Genomic DNA, 24,405 nt, shown 5'->3' with positions numbered 1-24,405 from the left:
TAATTTTTTATTTAAATATTTATTTTATGATAAAAAATAATTAATAAAGCACTAAAAACATTAATTTTAAATTCTTTTTAGTTTTTTAAAGAAAAAGACAGTGAAGTTTTATTCTTTAACAAGTTCAGTAAAATTGTTTTTAAAACTTGCTTGTGACTTTTAACATTGGTAAGTAAAAGAACATAACTTTAGTATTTTTTTTATAAAATAAAAAATGTTTCTAAAGTAAAAACTGGAATTATATATACAATAAGCTTAAAATAAGATGAAACAAAAAGTGAAAATCTCACTTTTTGTTTTAATTATTTGGTTTTATATCCTCTAAAAGCAAAAAATAAAATATAAAAATAGCACAATAATGGGACTATATAGGAAATAAGCAAATTAAAATAATCAGCAACTAAACCTTGCACTGGTGGCATTAAAGCTCCACCAACAATAGCCATGCTGATAAGTCCAGAGGCTCTACTTGTGAATTTACCTAGTTTTTTTGTCGCTAAAGAAAAAATAGTTGGAAACATAATAGAATTAAAAAGTCCTATCATTAACAAAGCTATCATGGCAATTTTTCCACCAATTAAAATAGCTATTATAATTAAACAAATATTAATAATAGAATTAAATGCTAAACATTTATTTGGAGCGATTTTAGTCATGATAAAGCTTCCTATAAATCTTCCTATCATAGCTCCACCCCAATAATAAACTATATACTTTGCTGCTGTTATTTCTTTAATGTTTGCAAATTTTTCCATAGTTAAAATTAAAAAAGAACCTATAGATACTTCAGCTCCAACATAAAAAAATATAGCTGCTGCCCCTAGAACAAAATGAGGATATTCAAAAAGACTCTCTTTTTTATCATAATTTTCCTCATTAACCACTTCAGTTCTTTTCCTTATATCTGGAAGTTTTAAAAGATATATCACAATAGCTAAAAGAATTAAAATTCCAGCAATTGCCAAATAAGGAATCTGAACAGATTGAGCTTCTTCTAACTTACTTGCATATTTTACAGTATCTGAAAGTATAAAAGCAGCACCAAAAATTGGCCCCAAGGTCGTCCCTAAAGAATTAAAAGCCTGAACTAATGTTAAAGCTGTAGCTTCCTTTCCTGGAGCAAGCAAAGTTACAAATGGATTCCCAGCTGTTTGTAATAAAACAACTCCACTTGCCAATATAAAAAAAGCTCCTAAAAATATAGAATATGAAGCCATAGAAGCTGCTGGATAAAACAAAACACAACCAATGGCTGTTAATATAAAACCTAAAACGATCCCTACTGGATAACCAATCTTCTCTAAAAGCTTACCAAAAACTCCACCAGTTACAAAATAAGCTCCAAAAAAGCAAAATTGCACTAAAGCTGATTCAAAATGGTTAAGTTCAAATATTACTTTAAGATGGGGTATTAAAATATCATTTAATACCGTAATAAATCCCATAACAAAAAATAAAGCTGTTAAAGCTACTAATGCAAAATTATTAGACTTAGTTTGCATATTTTTCCCTTCTAAATTGAATTAAAATTTTTATAAATTTGTATTAGATGTTTTGTAGAGCTATCGTGCTCTTGAATTTTTCCACCTTGAAGCTCTGATAAAATAGTTTTTACAAGTTCTTTACCAAGCTCAACTCCCCATTGATCAAAACTATTAATACCCCAAATTACGCCTTGAACAAAAATTTTATGTTCATATAAAGCGACCAAAGAACCTATACTTTTAGGATTAATTTCATTAAGTAAAATAATATTACTAGGTCTATTACCTGAAAAAACCCTATGAGGTGCAAGTTTATGAATTTGCTCTTCGCTAAATCCCTTACTAGACATTTCTTTTTGAACTTCTTCAAGAGTTTTTCCTTTCATAAAAGCTTCAGCTTGAGCAAAAACATTACTAAGTAAAATTTCATGGTGCCCTGGCAAACTTCCTTTTTTACTCAAAGATGCAATTAAATCAATAGGGCTTAAATGTGTTCCTTGATGTAGAAGCTGAAAAAAAGCATGTTGAGCATTAATACCCGTATCACCCCAAATAATTGGGCCTGTGTCATAATCAACTTTTTTTCCATCTTTTCTAACCTGCTTACCATTACTCTCCATATCTAACTGCTGTATAAATTTAGGGAGATATTTTAGTACAGAATCATAAGGAGCTATAATATGGCTACCAGCATCAAAAAAATTTATATACCAAACACCGATTAAACCTAAAATGACGGGCATATTTTTTTCAAATGGCTGGTTATAAAAATGTTCATCCATTATATAAGCACCTTCTAATAAAGATGAGAAATTTTCTTTACCTAAATAAATCATAATAGACAAACCTATAGCAGACCATAAACTATAACGTCCGCCAACCCAATTCCAAAATTCGAACATATTATTTGAATCAATTCCAAATTCTTTTACTGCTTCTTTATTGGTTGAAACTGCTACAAAATGTTTTGCAATATATTTTTCATCTAAAGCATGATTTAAAAACCATTTTCTAGCTGTAAATGCATTAGTTAAAGTTTCTTGGGTTGAGAAAGTTTTAGAGGCTACTATAAATAAAGTTGTTTCAGGATGTACCTGATCTAAAACACCTTGTAATTGTGCTCCATCCACATTAGAAACAAAATGCATATGCAATCTTGGATGTCCAAAATTTTTTAAAGCTTCACAAACCATTAAAGCTCCCAAATCAGATCCGCCTATGCCTATATTTACTATATCTGTAATCACTTGATTTGTATATCCAAGCCAAGCACCAGAACGCAAAGAATCTGAAAAATTTTGCATTTTTGTTAAAACTTCTCTAACATTGGGCATAATATCCATATCATCAATCATAATTGAATGATTACTCTTATTTCTTAAAGCAGTATGTAAAACAGCTCTATTTTCGGTTGTATTAATCTTTTCACCTTTAAACATGGCTATCATTTTTTCTTTTAAAGAACATTCATTGGCTAGATTAAACAATAATTTTAAGGTTTCATCATTGATGCGATTTTTTGAATAATCAAGTTTTAAATAATCTGTCTCAAGAAAATATCTCATTCCTCTATTTTGATCTTCTCTAAATAGATCTCTCATGTGCACATCTTTTATGTTTAAAAAATGATTGTGCAATTCCTTATAAGAATTTAAATGTGTTAAAGATTTCATTTTTCACCTTTCACTTCTTTTAAAGAATAATCTTTTAAATGATTTTCTAAAGCAACCGCAGCTCCACTAATACCCGGATATTTTGCTAAAACCACATAAACAGGAATAGCAGCCAAATAAGCATCAAATCTTCCTTTATTTTCAAAACGAATTCTAAAAGGTGATGTTTTGAAATAATCAATAAATCTAGGAATAATTCCTCCGCAAAGATAAACTCCACCTCTAGCTCCTAAAGTTAAAGCTAAATTTGAAGAAACTGTACCCAACATAGCGCAAAATATATCTAAAGTTAATCGACACAAAGGCGAATTACCACTTAAAGCTTGCTCGCTAATAAGTTCTGGAGTCATTTTAGAATGCTTAATACCTTCTCTATTAGCTAAAGCTTCATATATAAGCACCAAACCCGCTCCACTTAAAAAACGCTCAGCTGATACATGACCATATTTTTTCTTTGCATACTGCCAAATCATTATTTCAGTATCATCAAAAGGAGCAAAACTAACATGCCCGCCTTCTCCGGCTAAAGCAGTATATCCGCACTCATTACAGGGTATTAAACCACTCACTCCAAGTCCTGTTCCAGGACCTAAAACAGCTTTTGGTGCATATACCTCACAAGAACTTCCACCAACTTGCATCAATTCAGAAAGTGGCATTTTGGTTATAGCATAAGCTTGAGCTGTAAAATCGTTAATTAAGATTAAAGATTCCAAATTTAAAGCTTGTCTTGTTGTCTCGATTGAAAAAGCCCAATGATGATTTGTCATTTGAACCCAATCACCCAAAACAGGATTAGCAATGGCAAAAGCACCAAATCGAACTACTGGATTGCCAACTTTACTTAAATAAGTTTTTGCTGCATCAACAACGGTATTGTAATCTTGACAAGCTAAAACTTCAACATTATCAATTTTACTCGGCATAACTTCCAATGCAAATCGAGCATTAGTGCCCCCAATATCAGCTAAAAGTCTTGGATATGATTTTTTATTTTGAGAAGTAGACATTGCACATTACCTTTTTTGAATGAAGTATATAAGATATAGGAAATTTAGGATTTAAATCCTTAGCAGCCTCATTGAAAACGAGTTGCTTTTCTCTTGTAGCTATAGATAAAAATAACTCATTGCAATTTTCTAATGCTGATAAAGACATGGAAAGTCTTTTATATGGGGCATTTTTAGGAGTTACTGAAATAATATTTTTTTGAGTTGTTAAAGCAAAGTTGATTTCATTTGCTTCAGGAAATAAAGAAGCTGTATGACCATCTCCACCCATACCAAGAATAGCAATATCAGGTTGATTGTAAAATTTATTTGCATTTTTAACCAAATCTTCTAAAGAAAGTTTACAATCTTTAAAAAAAGGTTTAAAATGTGCTTTTTGGGCTAAATTTTTTAAAAAATGCATTTTTATTAACCTTGCATTACTATCTTCATGATCAAGTTCAACTATTCTCTCATCAACCAAAGAAATATTGCATTTATCCCAAGTACAAGCTTTTTTACTTAGCATTTCTAAAAATAAAACTGGAGACTTTCCTCCAGAAAAAGCTAAATTCACACTTTGCTTATCTGATAAAATTTGATCAATAGATAATACAACAGCCTCAACCAAAGCCTTATTACAAGACTCTAAATCTGAAAATTCATGCATTTTAAATGCCATTTTTCCTCCATTTGCTGCTTCATAAATTTAATTAAATAAAGTGTAACAGAGTTTTACTTAATAATCATCAAAATAAACAAAAATTACTGAAAAATTTAAACAAATTTGTTTCATAATTACTCAAATTTTGTTTTAATATATTAAGCATTATACCATTCACGTTGATCTTTTTGAATCAAATCAAACGATTCCTTAGGCCCCCAGCTTCCTGCAAAATAAGAATATAAAGGTGTTTTATTATTTTTCCAATTTTCTAAAATAGGATCAATCCAAGCCCAAGAGGCTTCTAATTCTTCTTTATGATTAAAGGAAGCTTGATTGCCCTCTATTACATCCAAAATTAATCTTTCATATGGTTGCATAACTAAAGTGCTATTTAAATTTAAAATTAGATTATTTTCCTCATAATCCATTGTTTTACCAATTTTTTTTACTTTTAAATTTAAAGAAATTTGATTTTCTGGCTGTAAACGTATTATAAGTTTATTAGGATGGATATCTTGATATTGTTGATCTTTAAAATAAATAACAATTTGGGCAAAAGAGTTAGCCATTCTTTTACCTGTTCTAATATAAAATGGGACATTTTTCCAGTTTTCATCTAAAAGCTCAACTTTTATAGCGACAAAAGTTTCTGTTTGACTATTTTCTTTAATATTATCTTCATTTAAATAGGCTTTAAATTCTCCTGATTGGCTGTATTGAGCCCTAATAACATTTGTTTTTATATTTTCATCATCTAAAGGTTTTAAATTTCTTAAAAGTTGTAATTTTGCACTTCTTATAGAATCAGCATCAAGAGTATCTGGTATTTTCATAGCAACCAAAGAAAGAATTTGCAAAATATGATTTTGAATCATATCTCTTAAAGCACCCGTGCTATCGTAAAATTCTCCTCGACTTTCCACTCCTAAAGTTTCAAAAACGCTAATTTCAACATAATCAATATAATCTTTTTTCCATAAAGAAGTAAAAATAGGATTAAACCTTCTTAAAATTAAAAGATTTTGTATACTTTCTTTTCCCAAGTAGTGATCAATTCTATAAATTTGTTTTTCATTATAATATTGTGCTATTTCATTATTTATAGCTTGACAAGATTTTAAATCCATACCTAAAGGTTTTTCTAAAATAATCTTAACTCTCTCATCATTCAAACCTACTGATGCTAAATTTTTACATGCCTTAATAAAAAATTCTGGAGACACTGAAAAATAAATAACTATATTCTTACTTTCACTATTTATTTTTTCTTTTAAAAGTTCAAAGTCTTTTGTTTCATTTAAATTTATACTTAAATAATCAATATTGTGTGTAAATTCTTCCCATTTTTTATCATCACAATTTTTTATATGAATTTTTGATTTATGACTCATCTTATCCTTAAATTCATCAACATTTAACAAACTTCTACCAGTTGCGATCACTTTTCCAATATGAGGTAAAAAACCATCTGCATAAGCTTGATAAAGAGAAGGGAAAATCTTTCTCATAGCTAAATCTCCAGTGGCTCCAAATAAAATAAAATCGAAACTTTGCATATTTTCTCCTTAATTGTATGAAATTAATATCAAAAACTTTATTTTTAATTGCTAAAAACATATTTTAGAATTTTTATCTAAAATTATGGCATAATTAAACATAAAAAATGCTACAATGAAAAACATAAATTTTAAATAAAGGATAAACATGGCATTAAATAAAATTAAACAAATAACTCAAAAAGTAAAAGAACGTAGTAAAAAAACACGAGAACAATATTTAGAACGTATTCAAACCCATAAAGGTAAAATTCAAAGAAAAGATCTTGGATGTGCAAATTTAGCTCATGCTTATGCTAGTATACCTAAACATATTAAAGAAAGAATCAAAGAAAACAAAGATTTAAATTTTGCCATAGTTTCAGCTTATAATGATATGCTCTCAGCACACCAACCCTTTAAAAATTATCCAGATATAATTAAACAAGAACTTTTTAAAAATCATGCATTTGGACAATTTGCCGGCGGAACACCTGCTATGTGTGATGGAATCACTCAAGGTTATGATGGGATGGAACTTAGTCTATTTTCAAGAGATGTCATAGCTATGAGTGTAGCTATAGCACTTTCACATAATGTTTTTGATGGAGCGTTTTATTTGGGGGTTTGTGATAAAATCGTTCCTGGACTTTTAATTGGAGCTTTAAGTTTTGGTCATTTACCGAGTATTTTTGTGCCTTCTGGCCCTATGACGAGTGGAATTTCTAATGATGAAAAATCAAAAACGAGACAACTTTTTGCTGAGGGAAAAATTTCACGTGATAAACTCTTAGAAAGCGAAATGAAATCGTATCATGATATAGGAACATGTACTTTTTATGGAACAGCCAATTCAAATCAAATGATGATGGAATTTATGGGACTGCACTTACCTAACTCTGCCTTCATAAATCCGAATACATCTTTAAGAGAGGCTTTAGTCAAAGAAGCTGCAAATCATATGGCTCAAAATAAAATTTTACCTATAGGAGAGTTACTTGATGAAAGAAATATCATTAATGCTATGATAGGACTTATGGCTACTGGTGGCTCTACAAATCATACTATTCACTTAGTTGCTATAGCTCGTGCAGCAGGAATAATCATTAATTGGGATGATTTTGACGCTATTTCAAATATTACTCCACTTTTAGCAAGAGTTTATCCTAATGGTAAAGCCGATGTCAATCAATTTGAAGCTGCTGGAGGTTTAGCCTTTGTGATTAATGAACTCTTAAAAGAAGGTTTATTGCATGATGATGCTAATACGGTAATGGGTCAAGGAATGCAAACTTACACTAAAAATCCTTTCTTAATTGATGGAAAGCTCATCTATAAGGATGGGATAAAAGCAAGCAAAGAAGAAAATATTTTAAGAAATATAGAAAATCCATTTTCTAAAAATGGTGGTGTTAGAATTTTAAAAGGAAATATAGGAAGAGCTGTTATTAAAATTTCAGCTGTTAAAGAAGAACATCAAATCATTAAAGCTCCTGCTATGGTATTTCATTCCCAGCAAGAATTTTTAAATAAATTTCAAAATAAAGAATTACAAAAAGATTTTATAGCTGTCTTACCTTATCAAGGACCAAGATCCAACGGTATGCCAGAACTTCACAAACTCACTCCACCTTTAGGAATTTTGCAAGATCAAGGTTTTAAAGTTGCGCTTGTTACAGATGGAAGAATGTCAGGGGCTTCTGGAAAAGTTCCAGCAGCAATCCATATGAGTCCAGAAGCTTTACTTGATGGTAATATTGCTAAAATTAAAGATGGGGATATGTTATTACTTGATGCAAAAAATGGAATACTTGAAATTCTTATCGATGAAAAAGAATGGAAGGAAAGAAAAATACCTAAGTTAGAAAAAGAAGAAATTTTTGGTTGCGGAAGAGAACTTTTCGCTGGATTTAGAACTCAAACTTCGAGTGCTGAAACAGGTGCAATGAGTTTTGGTGGATATTTTAAATAAGGAGACACAATGCAAACAAAAGAAATTTTAGAAGTAAGTAAAATCATTCCAGTTATAACTATTTATGATTTAAAAACAAGCGTAGATTTAGCAAAAGCTTTAATTGAAGGAGGGATTAAAATTTTAGAAATCACTTTACGTACTCAAGAAGCTATTGAAGCTATAAAACTCATATCAAAAGAAATTCCAGAAGCAGTTGTAGGAGCTGGAACAGTATTAAATACCAAGATGTTAGAAGAAGTAAAAAATGCAGGAGCTAAATTTGCTATAAGCCCAGGATTAAATGTTGTATTTGCTAAAGAAGCAAGAAATATTGATTTACCTTTAATTCCAGGTATTGCAACTGCTGGTGAATTAATGCTTGCCCTTGAATTTGGTTTTAAAAATTTAAAATTTTTTCCTGCTCAAGCTGCAGGAGGCATTAATATGTTAAAGTCATTTTCTGCTCCTTTTCAAGAAATTAAATTTTGCCCTACAGGAGGTATTAGCCTTGATAATATGAATGATTATTTAAAATTAGATAATGTTCTTTGTGTTGGAGGGTCTTGGCTTACTCCTAAAGAATTGATTTTAGATAAAAAATGGAATCAAATCACTCAAATCGCTAAACAAAGTTTGGGACAAATTTTATAAATGATTTTAAATGCAAAAACTAAATCAAAATCTTAAAAAAATATATAAAGAAGAATTTTTAGCTCAACAAGAACAAAGATATTTAAAAGCTTTAGAGGCTTTTAAAAAATATTATCCTAAGCATGATAATTTTAATTTTTACTCTTCACCTGGTAGAACAGAAATAGGAGGAAATCATACCGATCATCAACATGGTATGGTTTTAGCAGCTGCTGTAAATTTAGATATTATTGCAGTAGCTACCCCCAACAATAGTGATGCAATTTGTATTAATTCTGAAAGTTTTAAATTAAAAGAAATCAAATTAAATAATCTTACTTTTAATTCAAATGAAATTGGAAGTTCAGAAGCTTTAATAAAAGGAATTTGTTCTAAATTTAAAGATTTGGGCTATAATGTAAAAGGTTTTGATGCCTATATCACTTCAGATGTTGTAAAAGGCTCAGGTCTTTCTTCTTCAGCTGCTTTTGAAAATTTAATTGGCACAATTTTAAATTATGAATTTAACAATGCTAATATTCCACCAACTCAAATAGCGTTAATAAGCCAATATGCAGAAAATGTTTATTTTGGAAAATCTTGCGGTTTAATGGATCAAATGGCTAGTGCTATAGGAGGATTTTCTTTTATGGATTTTAAAGATCCTCAAAAACCTATTATAGAAAAGATAAATTTTGATTTTTCGAATTGTAATTATCTTTTATGTATTGTCAATACTAAAGGAAATCACATAGATTTAACTTCTGATTATATTTCAATCACTAAAGAAATGCAACTTGTTGCAAAAGCTTTTAATAAAAAAGTTTTAAGAGAAGTAAATGAAAAAGATTTTTTTAATAATATTGCCTCATTAAGAACAAAAATTCACGACAGAGCCATTTTGCGTGCTATACATTTTTTTAAAGATAATCAAAATGCATTCAAAGAAGCTCAAGCTTTAAAAAATAATGATTTTGAAACTTTTAAAAATCTTATTAGAGATTCTGGAAATTCATCATTTAAATTTTTGCAAAATATTTTTTCTTTATCTAAACCTTTGGAACAAAATTTAGCTTTAGCTTTAGCTTTGAGTGAAAAAATTTTAAAAGATAAAGGCGTAAGTAGAGTTCATGGTGGAGGTTTTGCAGGGACAATTCAAGCTTATATACCTTTGGAACTTGTTCAAGAATATAAAGAAAGTATGAAAAATATTTTTGGCCAAGATTCTTGTCATATATTAAATATAAGAAATATAGGTGTAACAAAACTATGATTTACACTCTTATTGATCAACTAATTTTATATTCCTTGAAAAAAAAACTCATCAAACAAGAGGATAAAATTTTTCACATAAATAGTCTAATTGATCTTTTTGGATTGCAAGAATACAAACAAGGAAAAAAAATACCTAAAATGAAACTTAATGAGATTTTAAATGCTCTGCTAGATTATGCTTGCGAAAATAAACTTTGTAAAAATGATAATATATCAAGATCTTTATTTTGTGTTAAAATCATAGGACTTTTAACACCTAAACCTAGCGAATTAATTTCTCAATTTAAACAATACTATCAAAAAAGTCCAAAAAAAGCTAGTGATTTTTTTTATCAATTTAACCAAAGCTGTAATTATATCAATGTCGATCAAATTAAAAAAAATATAAAATGGCAAACCCAAAGTAGTTATGGAAAGCTGGAAATTACAATAAATCTTTCAAAACCAGAAAAAGATCCAAAAGCAATTGCTCAAGCTAAAGAAAATGAAAATATCAATTATCCTCAATGTCTCTTATGTAAAGAAAATGAATATTATTCGGGAAATTATCATCATCCTGCTAGGCAAAATTTAAGAATTATACCTATAAAACTTGCTAATGAAAATTGGTTTTTTCAATACTCGCCTTATATTTATTATAAAGAACATTGTATTATTCTTAATCAAAAACATACACCCATGAAAATTTGTAAAAAAACTTTTAAACGATTATTTGATTTTTTAAAAATATTTCCTCATTACTTCATAGGATCAAATGCTGATTTACCTATAGTTGGAGGTTCTATCTTAAGCCATGATCATTTTCAAGGAGGTAGCCATATTTTTGCCATTAATAATGCAAAAATAGAAAAAAGGTATAAAATTAAAAATTTTGAAAATATAGATTTTGCTATTGTTAAATGGCCATTGTCTGTTATAAGAATTTCAGGTAAAGATGATAAAAAATTGATAGAACTTGCAAATTTTATTTTAAAAAAATGGAAAAATTATAGCGACAAAAGTGTGAATATTTTAGCAAAAACTCAAAATACATATCACAATACCATAACTCCTATTGCAAGAATTAAAAATTCCAAATTTGAACTAGACTTAGTTTTAAGAAATAACAGAACAGATAAAAATCATCCATTTGGCATTTTTCATCCGCATGAACATCTGCACAATATAAAAAAAGAAAATATAGGACTTATAGAAGTTATGGGATTAGCTATTTTACCACCTAGGCTTAAAGAAGAATTAAAACTTTTAAGTGATTATATCCTTAATGATAAAAATATAAATCATAATGAAAAAATCAAAAAGCATGCTCAATGGGTTCAACATTTCCTACCTAAATACAAAAATATTAATAACAATAATATAGAAAAAATTTTAAAAAGAGAAATATCACAATCATTTTTAGAAGTATTGAAAAACTGCGGAGTATTTAAACGCGATCAAAAAGGAATGAGAGCTTTTGAAAAATTTATAAATACCTTACAAAATAGTTAAAAAATTTAATATTATTATTTAATGGTGGGCCTAACAAGACTTGAACTTGTGACCTCACCCTTATCAGGGGTGCACTCTAACCAGCTGAGCTATAGGCCCTTATCATGGTGGAGAATAGCGGGATCGAACCGCTGACCTCCTGCGTGCAAAGCAGGCGCTCTCCCAGCTGAGCTAATTCCCCATAAATTAGCTTTTCATCAATCTTTGAAATCTAAACAAGGACGATTGAGTTTATATGAAGTAATAGTTGTGAGACTTATTACTTTGTACTCTAGAAAGGAGGTGATCCAACCGCAGGTTCTCCTACGGTTACCTTGTTACGACTTCACCCCAGTCGCTGATTCCACTGTGGACGGTAACTAGTTTAGTATTCCGGCTTCGAGTGAAATCAACTCCCATGGTGTGACGGGCGGTGAGTACAAGACCCGGGAACGTATTCACCGTAGCATGGCTGATCTACGATTACTAGCGATTCCGGCTTCATGCTCTCGAGTTGCAGAGAACAATCCGAACTGGGACATATTTTATAGATTTGCTCCACCTCGCGGTATTGCGTCTCATTGTATATGCCATTGTAGCACGTGTGTCGCCCTGGGCATAAGGGCCATGATGACTTGACGTCGTCCACACCTTCCTCCTCCTTACGAAGGCAGTCTATTTAGAGTGCTCACCCGAAGTGTTAGCAACTAAATACGTGGGTTGCGCTCGTTGCGGGACTTAACCCAACATCTCACGACACGAGCTGACGACAGCCGTGCAGCACCTGTCTCTAAGTTCTAGCAAGCTAGCACCCTCATATCTCTATAAGGTTCTTAGGATATCAAGCCCAGGTAAGGTTCTTCGCGTATCTTCGAATTAAACCACATGCTCCACCGCTTGTGCGGGTCCCCGTCTATTCCTTTGAGTTTTAATCTTGCGACCGTACTCCCCAGGCGGTACACTTAATGCGTTAGCTGCATTACTGAGATGACTAGCACCCCAACAACTAGTGTACATCGTTTAGGGCGTGGACTACCAGGGTATCTAATCCTGTTTGCTCCCCACGCTTTCGCGCCTTAGCGTCAGTTAAGTTCCAGCAGATCGCCTTCGCAATGGGTATTCTTGGTGATATCTACGGATTTTACCCCTACACCACCAATTCCATCTGCCTCTCCCTCACTCTAGATTACCAGTTTCCCAAGCAGTTTAATGGTTAAGCCATTAGATTTCACAAGAGACTTGATAATCCGCCTACGCGCCCTTTACGCCCAGTGATTCCGAGTAACGCTTGCACCCTCCGTATTACCGCGGCTGCTGGCACGGAGTTAGCCGGTGCTTATTCCTTAGGTACCGTCAGAATTCTTCCCTAAGAAAAGGAGTTTACGCTCCGAAAAGTGTCATCCTCCACGCGGCGTTGCTGCGTCAGGGTTTCCCCCATTGCGCAATATTCCCTACTGCTGCCTCCCGTAGGAGTCTGGACCGTGTCTCAGTTCCAGTGTGACTGATCATCCTCTCAGACCAGTTAAGCGTCATAGCCTTGGTAAGCCATTACCTTACCAACTAGCTGATACTATATAGTCTCATCCTACACCGAAAAACTTTCCCTATTCAACTTATGTTAAGTAGGAGTATGGGGTATTAGCAGTCGTTTCCAACTGTTGTCCCCCAGTGTAGGGCAGATTAACTATACCTTACTCACCCGTGCGCCACTAATCCACTTCTAGCAAGCTAAAAGCTTCATCGTTCGACTTGCATGTATTAGGCACGCCGCCAGCGTTCACTCTGAGCCAGGATCAAACTCTCCATAAAAATTATAGAAAAGTTTAATCTTTTTCTTCAAAGAAAAAGTATTTAATATATTTTAGATTAATAAAGAAAACTTTATTAACCCTAATAATTAATATAAATTTTGATTTATTATTGATTATAAAATAATAAATCTATTAATCTGGCTCAATCGATCACTTATTTAGATTTCAAAGATTGACTATAAGATTTGAATAACAATATTAAATTAAAAGAACAAAAACAAAAAATCTTTTTAAATCATTAAAAAATAAAATACTTTTTAATCTTTTAAATTAAAACATTTATAATGATTATATTAGAAGTTTTATTTTTAATAATAACTTTAAAATAAAAAATATTTTAATAATTATAAATTAAAGCAAAGCTTTAATTAAAAATTAAAACTATAATTTATTCTAATAATATTTGTGAAACTTCTTTTAAGATTTTAAGCCCTTCTAAAAAAGGAAATGAAAGTATAACTAATTAAGCTTAAAGGGGGTTTAAAGTATTTTATTTATATTTTTATGAAAATTTAAAGTATAATGTATAATAAAAAATTAAATTAGCCATTTTATTTGCCAAAATAATTATAATTTTTAATCAATTTATAAAATTAAATCTTAAATAATTTACAAAAAAAATATTATAATTACAAAAAATTATTAAATTTACAGAATATAGGAGATTTTTTAATGAAAAAAATATTTATTGCTTTTTGTATTATTTTGATGAGTTTATTTTTTGCAGCTTGTCAAAAAAATAAAAATGACAATCAAACAGAATCAAACACAACTCTTAGTTTAAAAGTAGGAACAGATCCTAATTACAAGCCTTTTAACTACAAAGAAAATTCAATTCTTACTGGCTTTGATACAGATTTAGTAGATGCTATAGGAAAAAAAGAAAATATAAAAATTACTTGGATTCAAACTAGTTTTGATGGTTTAATCCCTGCTTTAAAAGCTGGAAAAATTGATATGATTGCTTCTGCTATGAGCGCAACTGATGAAAGAAGAAAAAGTGTTGATTTTACACAACCTTACTTCAAAAGTAAAAATCTTTATATTAAATTAAAAACTAATAATGAAATTAGCTCCAAAAATGATTTAGAAGGTAAAAAAATAGGTGTGCAACTTGGAACATTACAAGAAAATGCCGCAAAAAAAATCAAAAATGCAGAAATTCAAGCTAATAAAGATTTAAATATTGCTATTTTGGCTTTAAAAAACAGTAAAATTGATGCTATTATTATAGATCAAGATGCAGCAAAAGGTTTTCTTGCTGAAAATCCGGAACTTGTAAGTTTTTATCAAGAAAATGATGATAGCGAAGGCTTTAGTTTTGCTTTTGATAAAGATAAACAAAAAGAGGCATTAGCACGATTTAACAAAGGCATCGATGAATTAAAAACTGATGGGACTTATGATAAACTTTTAAAAAAATATGATTTATAATGAAATATCAAAAAAAATACAAACATTGTGTTTTAAGGAATTATTATGCTTTATATCTATACTAAAACAGAAAATGCCTTAGTGCAAAGAATTTGCTTTAATTTAGATGAAAATGTACAAAAACTACCCGAAAATATCTTATGGATAGATTTGCTTCAGCCAAGTATAGCTGAAATCACTTTTATCGCTAATAAATTTGATCTTGAATTTCCAACTAAAGAGGAAAGTCAAGAAATAGAACTTAGTGCAAAATATTGGGAAGATAATGCAACAATTACCATTAATGCGCATTTTTTGATCAGAGATTATAAGCATAATGAAAATAAAGTTAGCCCTAGAAATCTTAGCACAGAAGTAGTAACTTTTACTACAGCTAAAAATATTTTATTTACAATAAGATATAGCGAATTTAATACTTTTGAAGAAATCCAAGCTAGAATACTTGCGAGTCCTAAAAATTTTGAAGATGGATATGATATCATTGATAAAATGTTTGAAGTGCGTGTAGAAAAAGATGCAGATCTATTAGAATGGATAGATAAAGAAGCAAGAGGCTTAAGAGTAAGTGTCTTAGAAAAAAAAGATGAATATAGTTACGATTCAATGCTAAAAGATATCTCTAGCTTACAAGAGTCAAATATGTGCGTTAGAGATTCTCTTTTCGATAAAAGAAGAGCAATGACTTCTTTATTAAAAAGCGATAAAATAGATAAAGATATCAAGCAAAATTTAACTATAGTTCTTAAAGACTTAAATTCTTTAGTTGAATTTAGCGTTTCCCAGCTTAATATTTTAGATAATATACAAACAATTTTAGCAAGTCAAGTTAATATAGAACAAAATAAAATTATCAAACTTTTCACAGTTGCAACAGTTGCCATGATGCCACCAACACTTATTGGAACAATCTATGGGATGAATTTTAAATTTATGCCAGAACTTGATCTGCATTATGCCTATCCTATTGTGCTTTTTATCATGATTATTTCTATTATACTACCCGTAATTATCTTTAAAAAAAAGGGTTGGCTTTAAAATTTAAGTTAAGGAGAATATTATTATGGATACAATAAAAATTGGAATTTTAACCCTAAGCGATCGTGCTAGTAGCGGGATATATGAAGATAAAGCAACAAGCGAAGTTGAAAAAATACTCACATCTTTTATAAAAAATAAAATTGATTATTTTAAAGAACTTATTCCAGATGATTATGATTTAATCATACAAAAATTACTTTATTTAAGCGATGAAAAAAAATGTGATTTAATTATAACAAGTGGTGGAACAGGACCTGCATTGCGAGATGTAACCCCAGAAGCAACTGAAGCTGTATGTGATAAAATGATGCCTGGTTTTGGAGAATTAATGCGTTTAGAAAGTTTAAAATATGTCCCTACTGCAATACTATCAAGACAAACTGCAGGAATTCGTAATAAAACTCTTATAGTAAATCTCCCAGGAAATCCTAAAGCTATAATGGAATGCTTAAAACCTATATTTCCAGCAATTCCATATTGTATAGATTTAATCGGAGGATCATATATAGAAAATAATGATGAAATAATTAAAATTTTTCGCCCCAAGAAATGTTAAATAATTATCGATTGGCCTTAATAAGTTTACTAAGTTGTCTAGCTAGTAAACTTGCACTGGCTTCATCTTTACTTATTTTTTGAATTTTACGGGTAAAATCAAAAAGCCTATCATCTAAAATAACATCATTAAATGAAATTTTATTTTTTAAATTTTGTTTTTGGGGTGCTTTTTTATTGAACATTTTTCATCCTAAAAATATTAAAATTTTAACAATAATTTTCATATATTGTACCAATAATTTCTTTAAAATGATTAACTTTATTTCATGATTTTAAGTTAGAATTTAAAACAAAAATATTTTTATTTTCAAGGAAAAATATGATTTTAATTGCAATTTTATTTCTTTATACAGCTATATTATCTTTTATTTCTTATCAGCAAATTTGTTTTTTAAAGCAAGAAAAGCAGAAAAAAGCAGAGATTTTAGATGAAAATGATTATAAAAAAGCAGCTAATATTGCTATAGAAAATGAAAAATTTAAATTTTTTTCCAATTTATATTCATTTTTTATCAATACCATTTGGCTTAGTTTTGGTTTTTATTTTCTTAAAAATTTTATTATTCAAGAAAATTCTCGTTTTGAAAACACTTTATTCTTATTAATATTTTTAATTATAATAAGTATTGCAAATTTGCCAGTTAGTTTTTATGAACATTTTGTAAAAGATAAAGCTCACGGATTTTCAAATATGACTTTAAAAATTTTCATCCAAGATAATATAAAAAGCATACTCTTAACCATAATATTTGGTTTTTTAATCATCTACGCTTTGCTTTTTTGTTATGATTTTTTTAAATCATTATGGTGGATTGCTGCGTTTATATTCTCATTTTTTGTTATTTTGCTTATAAATATCATTTATCCTACTCTCATAGCTCCCATATTTAATAAAATTCAAAAATTAGAAGATGAAAATTTACAAAATAAAATTTCTTCCTTAATGCAAAAATGTGGTTTTAATGCAAATGGAATTTATGTTATGGATGCAAGCAAAAGAGACAAACGTTTAAATGCTTATTTTGGAGGACTTTTTAAAAATAAAAGAGTTGTGCTTTTTGATACCCTATTAAAAGCGCTTAATGAAAGGGAACTTTTAGCTGTTTTAGGCCATGAACTTGGACACTTTGTTCACAAAGATATTATAAAAAATCTATTTAGCAGTGCTTTTATGATGCTTTTGCTTTTCTTCATTTTTGCGCATTTACCAAAAATTTTATACACACAAACACATCTAGACAATATTAGTGCTGGAGTTTTTGCTCTTTTGTTAATTTTTGGTAATGTATTTAGTTTTATTATTTCACCTTTGATTAATTTTTTAAGTAGAAAAAATGAATTTGCAGCTGATTTACATGGAGCCAAAGTCACCAATAAAGAAGATATGAAGAATGCTTTAATGGCTTTAGCAAGAGAGAATAAAGCTTTTATTAAAACAAGTAAAATTTATAGTTTTTTTTATCTTAGTCATCCAAGCATTTATGATAGAATTAAGGCTCTTTCTTGACTATAAAAGAAGCCCTAAATCAAGCAAAATCTAAACTAAAAGGCTATGAAAATGAAGCTACTTTTATACTTTGTGAATATTTAAATAAAGATAAAACGTGGCTTTTTTTAAATCAGGATTTAAATTTTGATCCAAAAATATATTTTCAACTTATTGATCGATTTAACAAGGGAGAACCATTTGAATATATTTTTGAAAAAGTAAATTTTTGGGGATTAGATTTTAAAATAAATAAAGGTGTATTAATACCTAGATATGACACAGAAATATTATTGAATCAAATTTTAAATTTGTGCAAAACTCATCAATTTAAAAATATTTTAGAAATAGGATTTGGTAGTGGAATTTTAAGTATTATATTGGCCAAAGAGCTCAAAATCAATCTTACTGCTTGTGATATTAATCCCAAAGCACTAGAACTTGCTAAAAAAAATGCAAAAATTCATGGAGTAGAAAAACAAATCGATTTCAAACTTTGCGATTTTTCAACTTTAAAAGATAATTATGACTTTATTTTTTCAAATCCTCCCTATATTAAAAATTCCTATCCTATAGATATTTGGGTTCAAAGCGAACCTAAAGAAGCCTTATTTGGCGGAGAAAAAGGTTATGAAATTTTAGAGAAAATTATTCAGTTTGCTTACTCAAAAAAGGTAAAATTTATAGCTTGTGAATTTGGCTATGATCAAAAAAAAGTTTTAAATAAAATTTTAAAAAAATATCATTTTTCAAATTTATTTTTTAAAGACGAAGCTGGACATGATCGAGTTTTTGTTGCAAAATTTACTCAAAACTAAAATTATTATGCTAAGATAATCAAAAATTAAAACAAAAAGTGGAGAAAATGAAAGCTGTTAATTTATTTTTACTTGCTGCTATGATAGGCATAGAGCTTATACTTGGGGTGATTGTCGCACCTATTATTTTTTATCCTAAAAATTTTCTTGGAGATGGAATTTTAAATCATTACCAAAGTGGAATTTTAATGACGCAAATTTTCATAAAAATGGGATATTTGCTACTTATTGTTTCAAGTATAAATATTTTATTTGAAGTTTTTTTCTATTTTAAAGAAAAAATTAATTTTAAAATTAAATTTTCAAAATTAATTTTAAGTTTAATTATTTTAATTTTAAGTTTAATTTTTGTATTTCATTTTACTGAACAAATTATCTCGATGCAAAAATTAGGTGAACAAGCAACTATTAGCAATAAATTTTCTAGCATACATAGCGCAAGCGAAATTACTTTAAAAATAATTCTAATATCTCAAGTATTTTTATATTTTTTAAGTTTTAAAATAGACAAAAAATGATATAATCAAAAAATTTTAAATAAACAAGGAGGCACGCTATGATGATTTCCGATGCAACTATGATGCAACAAAATTATTATTTAAATAATGCTCAAAAAGCTAGTGATAAAGCCCTAGAAAATATTGCTGCTGTTCGTGCAATTAGTGGAGTTGATAGTGCAAATTTAGCTATTGCTGATTCTTTAAGATCTCAATTTAGCACAATAGATCAAGGAATCGCAAATGCTTATGATGCTATCGGTGTATTGCAAATTGCTGATGCTAGTTTAACAAATATTTCTCAAAGTGCCGATAGACTAAACGAGCTTTCAGTTAAAATGAATAATGCTGCCTTGAATGATTCTCAAAAGAATATGCTAAGAACAGAAGCTACAAGAATTCAAGATTCTATTAATGATTCTTTTAATAATGCAACTTATAATGGTAAAAATGTATTTCAAACTATGAGCTTTGTAGTAGGAAATAGTACTGAAACTACTAATCTAAATTCGCTTTCTACAGCAGGTCTTAGTATAGATAATCAAGATAGTATTACTAATTTTATGGATCAACTTGGCAGTCTTAGAAGCGAAATTGGTTCTGGTATCAACGCAATTACTTCAAATATTAATTCTAGTGTTCAAAATAGTATAAATACAAAAGCGGCTGAAAATAATCTTTTAAATAATGATATGGCTAAAAATATTAATGATTTTAACACTAACTATTTAAAAGAAAATGCGGCAGCTTTTGTAGCAGCTCAATCTAATATGCAATTACAAAGTAAAATTGCAAACTTATTACAATAATTTTAAAGCCTTTTTTTATAAGGCTTTAAACAAAATATATCTTATGATATTAAAACAAATTTTAGAAAAAACAAAAAATATTCATTTAGTTGCCGCAAGTAAATATACAGACTCTAATACAATTAAAAAATTTTTTAATCTTGGAATTGTAGATTTCGGAGAAAACCAAGTTCAAGCCTTGTCACAAAAAAAACAAGAGCTTGATAAAGAAAATTTAAATATTAAATGGCACTTTATAGGAAATTTACAAAGTAACAAAATTAATCTTTTAATTAAACAAAAACCTATTCTTTGGCAATCCTGCAATGGTTTAAAAATCGCTCAAGCTGTAAATCAAAGACTTAATTATAGACTTGATACTTTACTTGAAATCAACAGTGCTAAAGAAAAAAATAAAAATGGAATTGACTTAAATAGAGCAATAGAAGAATATTTACAAATTCAAGAAGAGTGCCCAAATTTAAATCTTTGCGGTGTTATGAGTATAGGTGCTAATGAACAAGATCAAAATCAAATAATAAAAAGCTTTGAAATTACATTTAAAATTTATGAAAAATTACAAAAATATGGTGCAAAAATTTGTTCTATGGGGATGAGTAATGATTTTGAGCTCGCAATCAAATGCGGCTCAAATATGGTTAGATTAGGAAGTATTTTATTTAAAAATTAAAATCATCCGGCATATTTTTCAATAATCTTTTGACTTATATTTTCAGAAATAATAAAATCAGTATGATAAAGCAAACAAGAACCAGCACTAATAATTTTTAAAACAAGTTTTCGATTCCCTTTTTCATTTGGATTGTGTGCATTTCTTGCTATATCATGAATTTCATAAATTAATTCACGATTTAATTTAGAAATATCAAGTTCAATAATATTTTTTTCAAATTCTTTAGGTTCTTCGGTAAAATCTTTATTTTCTTTAATTATTTTTTTAGTCGAAAATTTCTTAATTGCCTTAAAATCTCCCTCTTTAAGTTCCTCTATCTTTTTAATTGATCTTAAAGCGAAACTATCAACCTTACCTTCATCAGATTTATAACTCAATAAAAATCCATAAGCCCTGTTTTTTAATTCCTCATCTTTTAAAATATTGTCCAATTCTTCTATATTAGATTCAAAAACAGTTACATCGAAGGCGGAATAAAAATCTAAAATTTCAAGCTTACCATAACGTTTATTATTTTTACTCATCATGGTTTTAAAACCTTCTATCTTTCCGATACTCAATATTTCTCCACTACCCTTAAGCGATGAAAAATCTATACTTTTTACATAATCTAAATCCTTGAACTCTTCATAAAAACGATCTAAAGGATGTCCTGAAACATAAATTCCTAGAATTTCTTTTTCAAAATCAAGTTTTTCCATGATTTCAAATTCATCATTTTTAACAATGAAATTCGCTTGTAAACCACTAGAAAGCTCTTCTTCTCCAAAAAGTGAGCTTGCTGCATTTTTTCTTACTTCAGCCATTTTCCTTGAACCTTCTGAAAGGTTTTCTAAATTATCAAATAAACATTTACGTGTATAGCCAAATTCATCAAAAGCACCGGCTTTAATGAGACTTTCTAATGCTCTTTTATTAATTTTCGAAGGTTCTATCTTGCCTAAAAAATCATTAATATCTTTAAATTCTCCACTTTCTCTAGCTTCAATTAAATTTTCAACTGCTGGAATTCCTACACTTTTAATCGCTCCTAAACCATAAACAATCGCATCTTTTCCATCTTCTTGTTCTATAGCGCTAAATTCACGTATAGCCTTATTAATAGAAGGTGGCAAAAGTTTAATATTCATTTTTTTCATCTCATCTATATAAACAGCAATTTTAGTAACATTATTTTCTTCACTTGTTAAAAGTGCAGCCATAAATTCACTAGGATAATAAGTTTTCAAATAAGCAGTTTGAAATGTAATGAGAGCATAAGCTGCAGAATGCGACTTATTAAAACCGTATCCAGCAAATTTTAAAATAAGTTCCCAAAGATCTTCGGCTTCTTTTCTATTATATCCTTGTTTTTCAGCTCCATCTGCAAATTCGTCTTTTAATTTTTTCATTTTTTCAGGATCTTTTTTACCCATGGCACGGCGTACAACATCTGCTCCACCTAGAGAAAATCCACCGATAATTTGGACTATTTGCATAACTTGTTCTTGATAAACTATAACCCCATAAGTTGGTTCTAGAACTTCTTTTAAAACATCAAAAGGATATTTTATATCTTTTAAACCGTGTTTTCTATCAATAAAATCATCAAGCATTCCAGATTCCATAGGTCCTGGACGATACAGAGCCAGCACCGCAATTAAATCCTCAAATCTTTCTGGCTTAAGTCTTGCATTTAAGCTCTGCATACCATCTGATTCTATTTGAAAAATTCCCAAAGTATTTCCACTTTGTATGGTTTTATAAACCTTTGGATCATTTACATCAATACTCTCCCAAATTATCTCTTTATTATAACGCTTTTTTATAAGATTGATAGCATTATTAATAACAGTTAAAGTTTTAAGACCCAAAAAATCAAATTTAATCAAATCAACATCTTCCAAATGATCCTTAGAATACTGTGTTACTAAATGTCTTTCATCATTTTTGCTTTGCCTAAAAAGAGGAGTTTTTTTCCATAAACTTTCATTAGAAATAACAACGCCTGCTGCATGCATTCCTGCGTTTCTATTAAGCCCTTCTAAGGCTTTTGCATATTCCCAAACTTCATGTCCCTTAGGGTGTCTATCAATAAATTCTTTGATTTTTGGCTCTTTTTCATAAGCACTATCTAAAGTAATTTTAAGCTCTTCAGGGATAAGTTTAGCAAGCTCATCAGCATCAGGAATACTCATATCACATACTCTAGCAACATCTCTAATTACTCCGCGTGCCAACAACTTACCAAAAGTTATAACTTGTGCAACTTTATCAGAACCATATTTATCAATTACATAATCAATAACTTCACCGCGTCTATCCTGACAAAAATCAACGTCAATATCTGGCATAGAAACACGCTCTGGATTTAAAAAACGCTCAAAAAGCAAACTATAAGGCAAAGGATCTAAATCTGTGATTTTTAAACAATAAGCCACTAAACTCCCGGCAGCAGAACCTCTCCCTGGTCCCACTGGAATACCTTTACTTTTAGCAACAGCTATAAAATCATGAACAATAAGCATATAGCCTGAAAATTTCATATTTTTAATGATTTCAATCTCTCTTTGTAATCTCTCTTTGTAATCTTTGTGTCTATCTTGATCTATAAATTTTAATCTTTCTTCTAAACCTTTATTGCAAAGGTATTCAAAAACAATATCATCATTATCAAAACTAAATTCTTTCTTTTCATCTTTTAATTGTAAGTTGTGTTCTTTGGCATATTCTCTAGTAAATTTAAAATTAGGTGGAGTTGGATTTCCTAAATTTAATTCCAAATTGCACTTTTGTGCTACTTCTTGTGTATTTTCTATTGCTTCTGGGATATCTAAAAAAAGTTCTGCCATTTGCTGAGGGGTTTTTACATAAAATTCATGCACACTATGACGCATACGATCAGGATCATTTAATTTCTTTCCCATTGCTATACACATAAAAACTTCATGCGCTGCGGCTCTTTCTTTAAAAGTATAATGTGTATCATTTGTAGCTATAATTTTTATATTTAATTCTTTAGATAATCTTATAATATCATCATCGATACATCTTTGATCATAAATACCATGTCTCATAATTTCTAAATAAAAATCGTCTTTAAAAATATCTTTATACCACAGTGCTGCTTCTTTAGCGCTATCATATCCTTTTGCACCAAAACGAGCATTTCTTTGACTTTGGATATTTAAATGCCAATTAATCTCGCCTTGTAAACAAGCTGATGAACAAATAAGTCCTTCGCTATGTTTTTCTAAGATTTTTTTATTAATACGTGGATAATAATAAAGCCCATGAATATAACTTTGAGAACTTAAGTACATTAAATTTTGATAACCTATTTCATTTTTAGCATACAAACAAAGATGAAAACGCTGCCTAGAGCTTTTATCGCTTATATCATCATGATTGTGCAAATACGCTTCTAAGCCTATAATCGGTTTAATACCTCTTGATTTCATCGTTTGATAAAAATCAATAGCTCCAAACATATTGCCATGATCTGTCATAGCAACGCTTGTAACTCCTTGTTCTTTTAAGGTATCTGCTAATTCTTTTAATTTATTAGCGCCATCAAGTAAGGAATATTCGGTATGCAAATGAAGATGGGTAAATTGACTCATTA

General features: G+C 29.3%; 19 protein-coding genes, 2 tRNA genes and 1 rRNA gene. 12 read left to right on the top strand and 10 right to left on the bottom strand.

Translation table 11 applies throughout. The features are described 5' to 3' along the window. Window positions 1–302: 302 nt before the first annotated feature. The 5 genes from CMOL_RS02455 to zwf all read right to left on the bottom strand — a co-directional run bounded on the left by CMOL_RS02455 (window position 303) and on the right by zwf (window position 6,369). Window positions 303–1,502 carry a sugar MFS transporter gene (locus CMOL_RS02455; protein ID WP_239820575.1) on the bottom strand — a complete coding sequence of 400 codons (1,200 nt, stop codon included), beginning with the start codon at window positions 1,500–1,502 and terminating at the stop codon, window positions 303–305. A gap of 11 nt (window positions 1,503–1,513) precedes the next feature. Next, window positions 1,514–3,157 (bottom strand): glucose-6-phosphate isomerase, encoded by a 1,644-nt coding sequence (gene pgi / locus CMOL_RS02450; protein WP_200283374.1) that lies wholly within the window; start codon window positions 3,155–3,157, stop codon window positions 1,514–1,516. Then, complete coding sequence (locus CMOL_RS02445) at window positions 3,154–4,167, bottom strand: glucokinase (RefSeq protein WP_239820574.1); 1,014 nt, start codon at window positions 4,165–4,167, stop codon at window positions 3,154–3,156. The genes pgi and CMOL_RS02445 overlap by 4 nt, the downstream gene beginning before the upstream one ends. Beyond that, complete coding sequence (gene pgl / locus CMOL_RS02440; protein WP_239820573.1) at window positions 4,148–4,828, bottom strand: 6-phosphogluconolactonase; 681 nt, start codon at window positions 4,826–4,828, stop codon at window positions 4,148–4,150. The genes CMOL_RS02445 and pgl overlap by 20 nt, the downstream gene beginning before the upstream one ends. Before the next feature lie 140 nt (window positions 4,829–4,968). Further along, complete coding sequence (gene zwf / locus CMOL_RS02435; RefSeq protein WP_239820572.1) at window positions 4,969–6,369, bottom strand: glucose-6-phosphate dehydrogenase; 1,401 nt, start codon at window positions 6,367–6,369, stop codon at window positions 4,969–4,971. A gap of 148 nt (window positions 6,370–6,517) precedes the next feature. Between zwf and edd the strand changes: the two genes are divergently transcribed. The 4 genes from edd to CMOL_RS02415 are packed head-to-tail and all read left to right on the top strand — an operon-like array spanning window position 6,518 to window position 11,698. Next, window positions 6,518–8,320: a phosphogluconate dehydratase gene (gene edd / locus CMOL_RS02430; RefSeq protein ID WP_239820571.1), complete on the top strand. Its 1,803-nt coding sequence runs from the start codon at window positions 6,518–6,520 to the stop codon at window positions 8,318–8,320. 9 nt (window positions 8,321–8,329) lie between these two features. Continuing rightward, window positions 8,330–8,953 (top strand): bifunctional 4-hydroxy-2-oxoglutarate aldolase/2-dehydro-3-deoxy-phosphogluconate aldolase, encoded by a 624-nt coding sequence (locus tag CMOL_RS02425; RefSeq protein ID WP_239820570.1) that lies wholly within the window; start codon window positions 8,330–8,332, stop codon window positions 8,951–8,953. Window positions 8,954–8,963: 10 nt separating this feature from the next. Next, a complete protein-coding gene (locus CMOL_RS02420) occupies window positions 8,964–10,205 on the top strand; it encodes a galactokinase (RefSeq protein ID WP_239820569.1) in 1,242 nt (413 codons plus the stop codon). Beyond that, window positions 10,202–11,698 (top strand): UDP-glucose--hexose-1-phosphate uridylyltransferase, encoded by a 1,497-nt coding sequence (locus CMOL_RS02415; RefSeq protein WP_239820568.1) that lies wholly within the window; start codon window positions 10,202–10,204, stop codon window positions 11,696–11,698. Before CMOL_RS02420 ends, CMOL_RS02415 begins: the two co-directional genes overlap by 4 nt. Before the next feature lie 22 nt (window positions 11,699–11,720). Here the strand turns inward: CMOL_RS02415 and CMOL_RS02410 are convergent. From CMOL_RS02410 to CMOL_RS02400, 3 genes are all read right to left on the bottom strand, one after another. Continuing rightward, window positions 11,721–11,797: transfer RNA gene (locus CMOL_RS02410), tRNA-Ile, on the bottom strand. Window positions 11,798–11,803: 6 nt separating this feature from the next. After that, a tRNA-Ala gene (locus CMOL_RS02405) sits at window positions 11,804–11,879 on the bottom strand. A 94-nt stretch (window positions 11,880–11,973) separates the two neighbouring features. Further along, window positions 11,974–13,486: ribosomal RNA gene (locus CMOL_RS02400) — 16S ribosomal RNA — on the bottom strand. Between the two features lie 674 nt (window positions 13,487–14,160). Here CMOL_RS02400 and CMOL_RS02395 point away from each other — a divergent pair. From CMOL_RS02395 to mog, 3 genes are read left to right on the top strand one after another with little or no spacing between them, the layout of a single operon-like run. Continuing rightward, a complete protein-coding gene (locus CMOL_RS02395; RefSeq protein ID WP_239820567.1) occupies window positions 14,161–14,922 on the top strand; it encodes a basic amino acid ABC transporter substrate-binding protein in 762 nt (253 codons plus the stop codon). Window positions 14,923–14,967: 45 nt separating this feature from the next. Further along, window positions 14,968–15,957: a magnesium/cobalt transporter CorA gene (corA, locus tag CMOL_RS02390; RefSeq protein ID WP_200282355.1), complete on the top strand. Its 990-nt coding sequence runs from the start codon at window positions 14,968–14,970 to the stop codon at window positions 15,955–15,957. A 25-nt stretch (window positions 15,958–15,982) separates the two neighbouring features. After that, complete coding sequence (mog, locus tag CMOL_RS02385) at window positions 15,983–16,516, top strand: molybdopterin adenylyltransferase (RefSeq protein WP_200282352.1); 534 nt, start codon at window positions 15,983–15,985, stop codon at window positions 16,514–16,516. 4 nt (window positions 16,517–16,520) lie between these two features. Here mog and CMOL_RS02380 read toward each other — a convergent pair whose 3' ends face one another. After that, window positions 16,521–16,700 carry a molybdenum cofactor biosynthesis protein gene (locus CMOL_RS02380; protein ID WP_239820566.1) on the bottom strand — a complete coding sequence of 60 codons (180 nt, stop codon included), beginning with the start codon at window positions 16,698–16,700 and terminating at the stop codon, window positions 16,521–16,523. 137 nt (window positions 16,701–16,837) lie between these two features. Between CMOL_RS02380 and CMOL_RS02375 the strand changes: the two genes are divergently transcribed. Genes CMOL_RS02375 through CMOL_RS02355 form a run of 5 tightly spaced genes read left to right on the top strand, consistent with a single transcriptional unit; the run spans window position 16,838 to window position 20,798 of the window. Beyond that, a complete protein-coding gene (locus tag CMOL_RS02375; RefSeq protein WP_239820565.1) occupies window positions 16,838–18,025 on the top strand; it encodes a M48 family metallopeptidase in 1,188 nt (395 codons plus the stop codon). Further along, window positions 18,022–18,822, top strand: coding sequence for a peptide chain release factor N(5)-glutamine methyltransferase (gene prmC / locus CMOL_RS02370; RefSeq protein ID WP_200282343.1), 801 nt, complete (start codon window positions 18,022–18,024; stop codon window positions 18,820–18,822). The genes CMOL_RS02375 and prmC overlap by 4 nt, the downstream gene beginning before the upstream one ends. Window positions 18,823–18,869: 47 nt before the next feature. Then, a complete protein-coding gene (locus tag CMOL_RS02365) occupies window positions 18,870–19,340 on the top strand; it encodes a DUF4149 domain-containing protein (protein ID WP_239820564.1) in 471 nt (156 codons plus the stop codon). Between the two features lie 38 nt (window positions 19,341–19,378). Beyond that, window positions 19,379–20,128 (top strand): flagellin, encoded by a 750-nt coding sequence (gene flaC / locus CMOL_RS02360; RefSeq protein ID WP_239820563.1) that lies wholly within the window; start codon window positions 19,379–19,381, stop codon window positions 20,126–20,128. 43 nt (window positions 20,129–20,171) lie between these two features. Then, window positions 20,172–20,798: a YggS family pyridoxal phosphate-dependent enzyme gene (locus tag CMOL_RS02355; RefSeq protein WP_239820562.1), complete on the top strand. Its 627-nt coding sequence runs from the start codon at window positions 20,172–20,174 to the stop codon at window positions 20,796–20,798. A gap of 2 nt (window positions 20,799–20,800) precedes the next feature. On the opposite strand, the gene dnaE is transcribed toward CMOL_RS02355, so the two are convergent. Further along, window positions 20,801–24,403: a DNA polymerase III subunit alpha gene (gene dnaE / locus CMOL_RS02350; RefSeq protein ID WP_239820561.1), complete on the bottom strand. Its 3,603-nt coding sequence runs from the start codon at window positions 24,401–24,403 to the stop codon at window positions 20,801–20,803. Between the last annotated feature and the right edge of the window lie 2 nt (window positions 24,404–24,405).

The sequence above is a fragment of the Campylobacter sp. RM10537 genome, from assembly GCF_022369435.1.
In the GTDB taxonomy this organism is placed as follows: Bacteria; Campylobacterota; Campylobacteria; order Campylobacterales; family Campylobacteraceae; genus Campylobacter_D; species Campylobacter_D molothri.
Note: the sequence above shows the minus strand (reverse complement) of the source record. Positions and strands in the feature narration are given on the sequence as shown.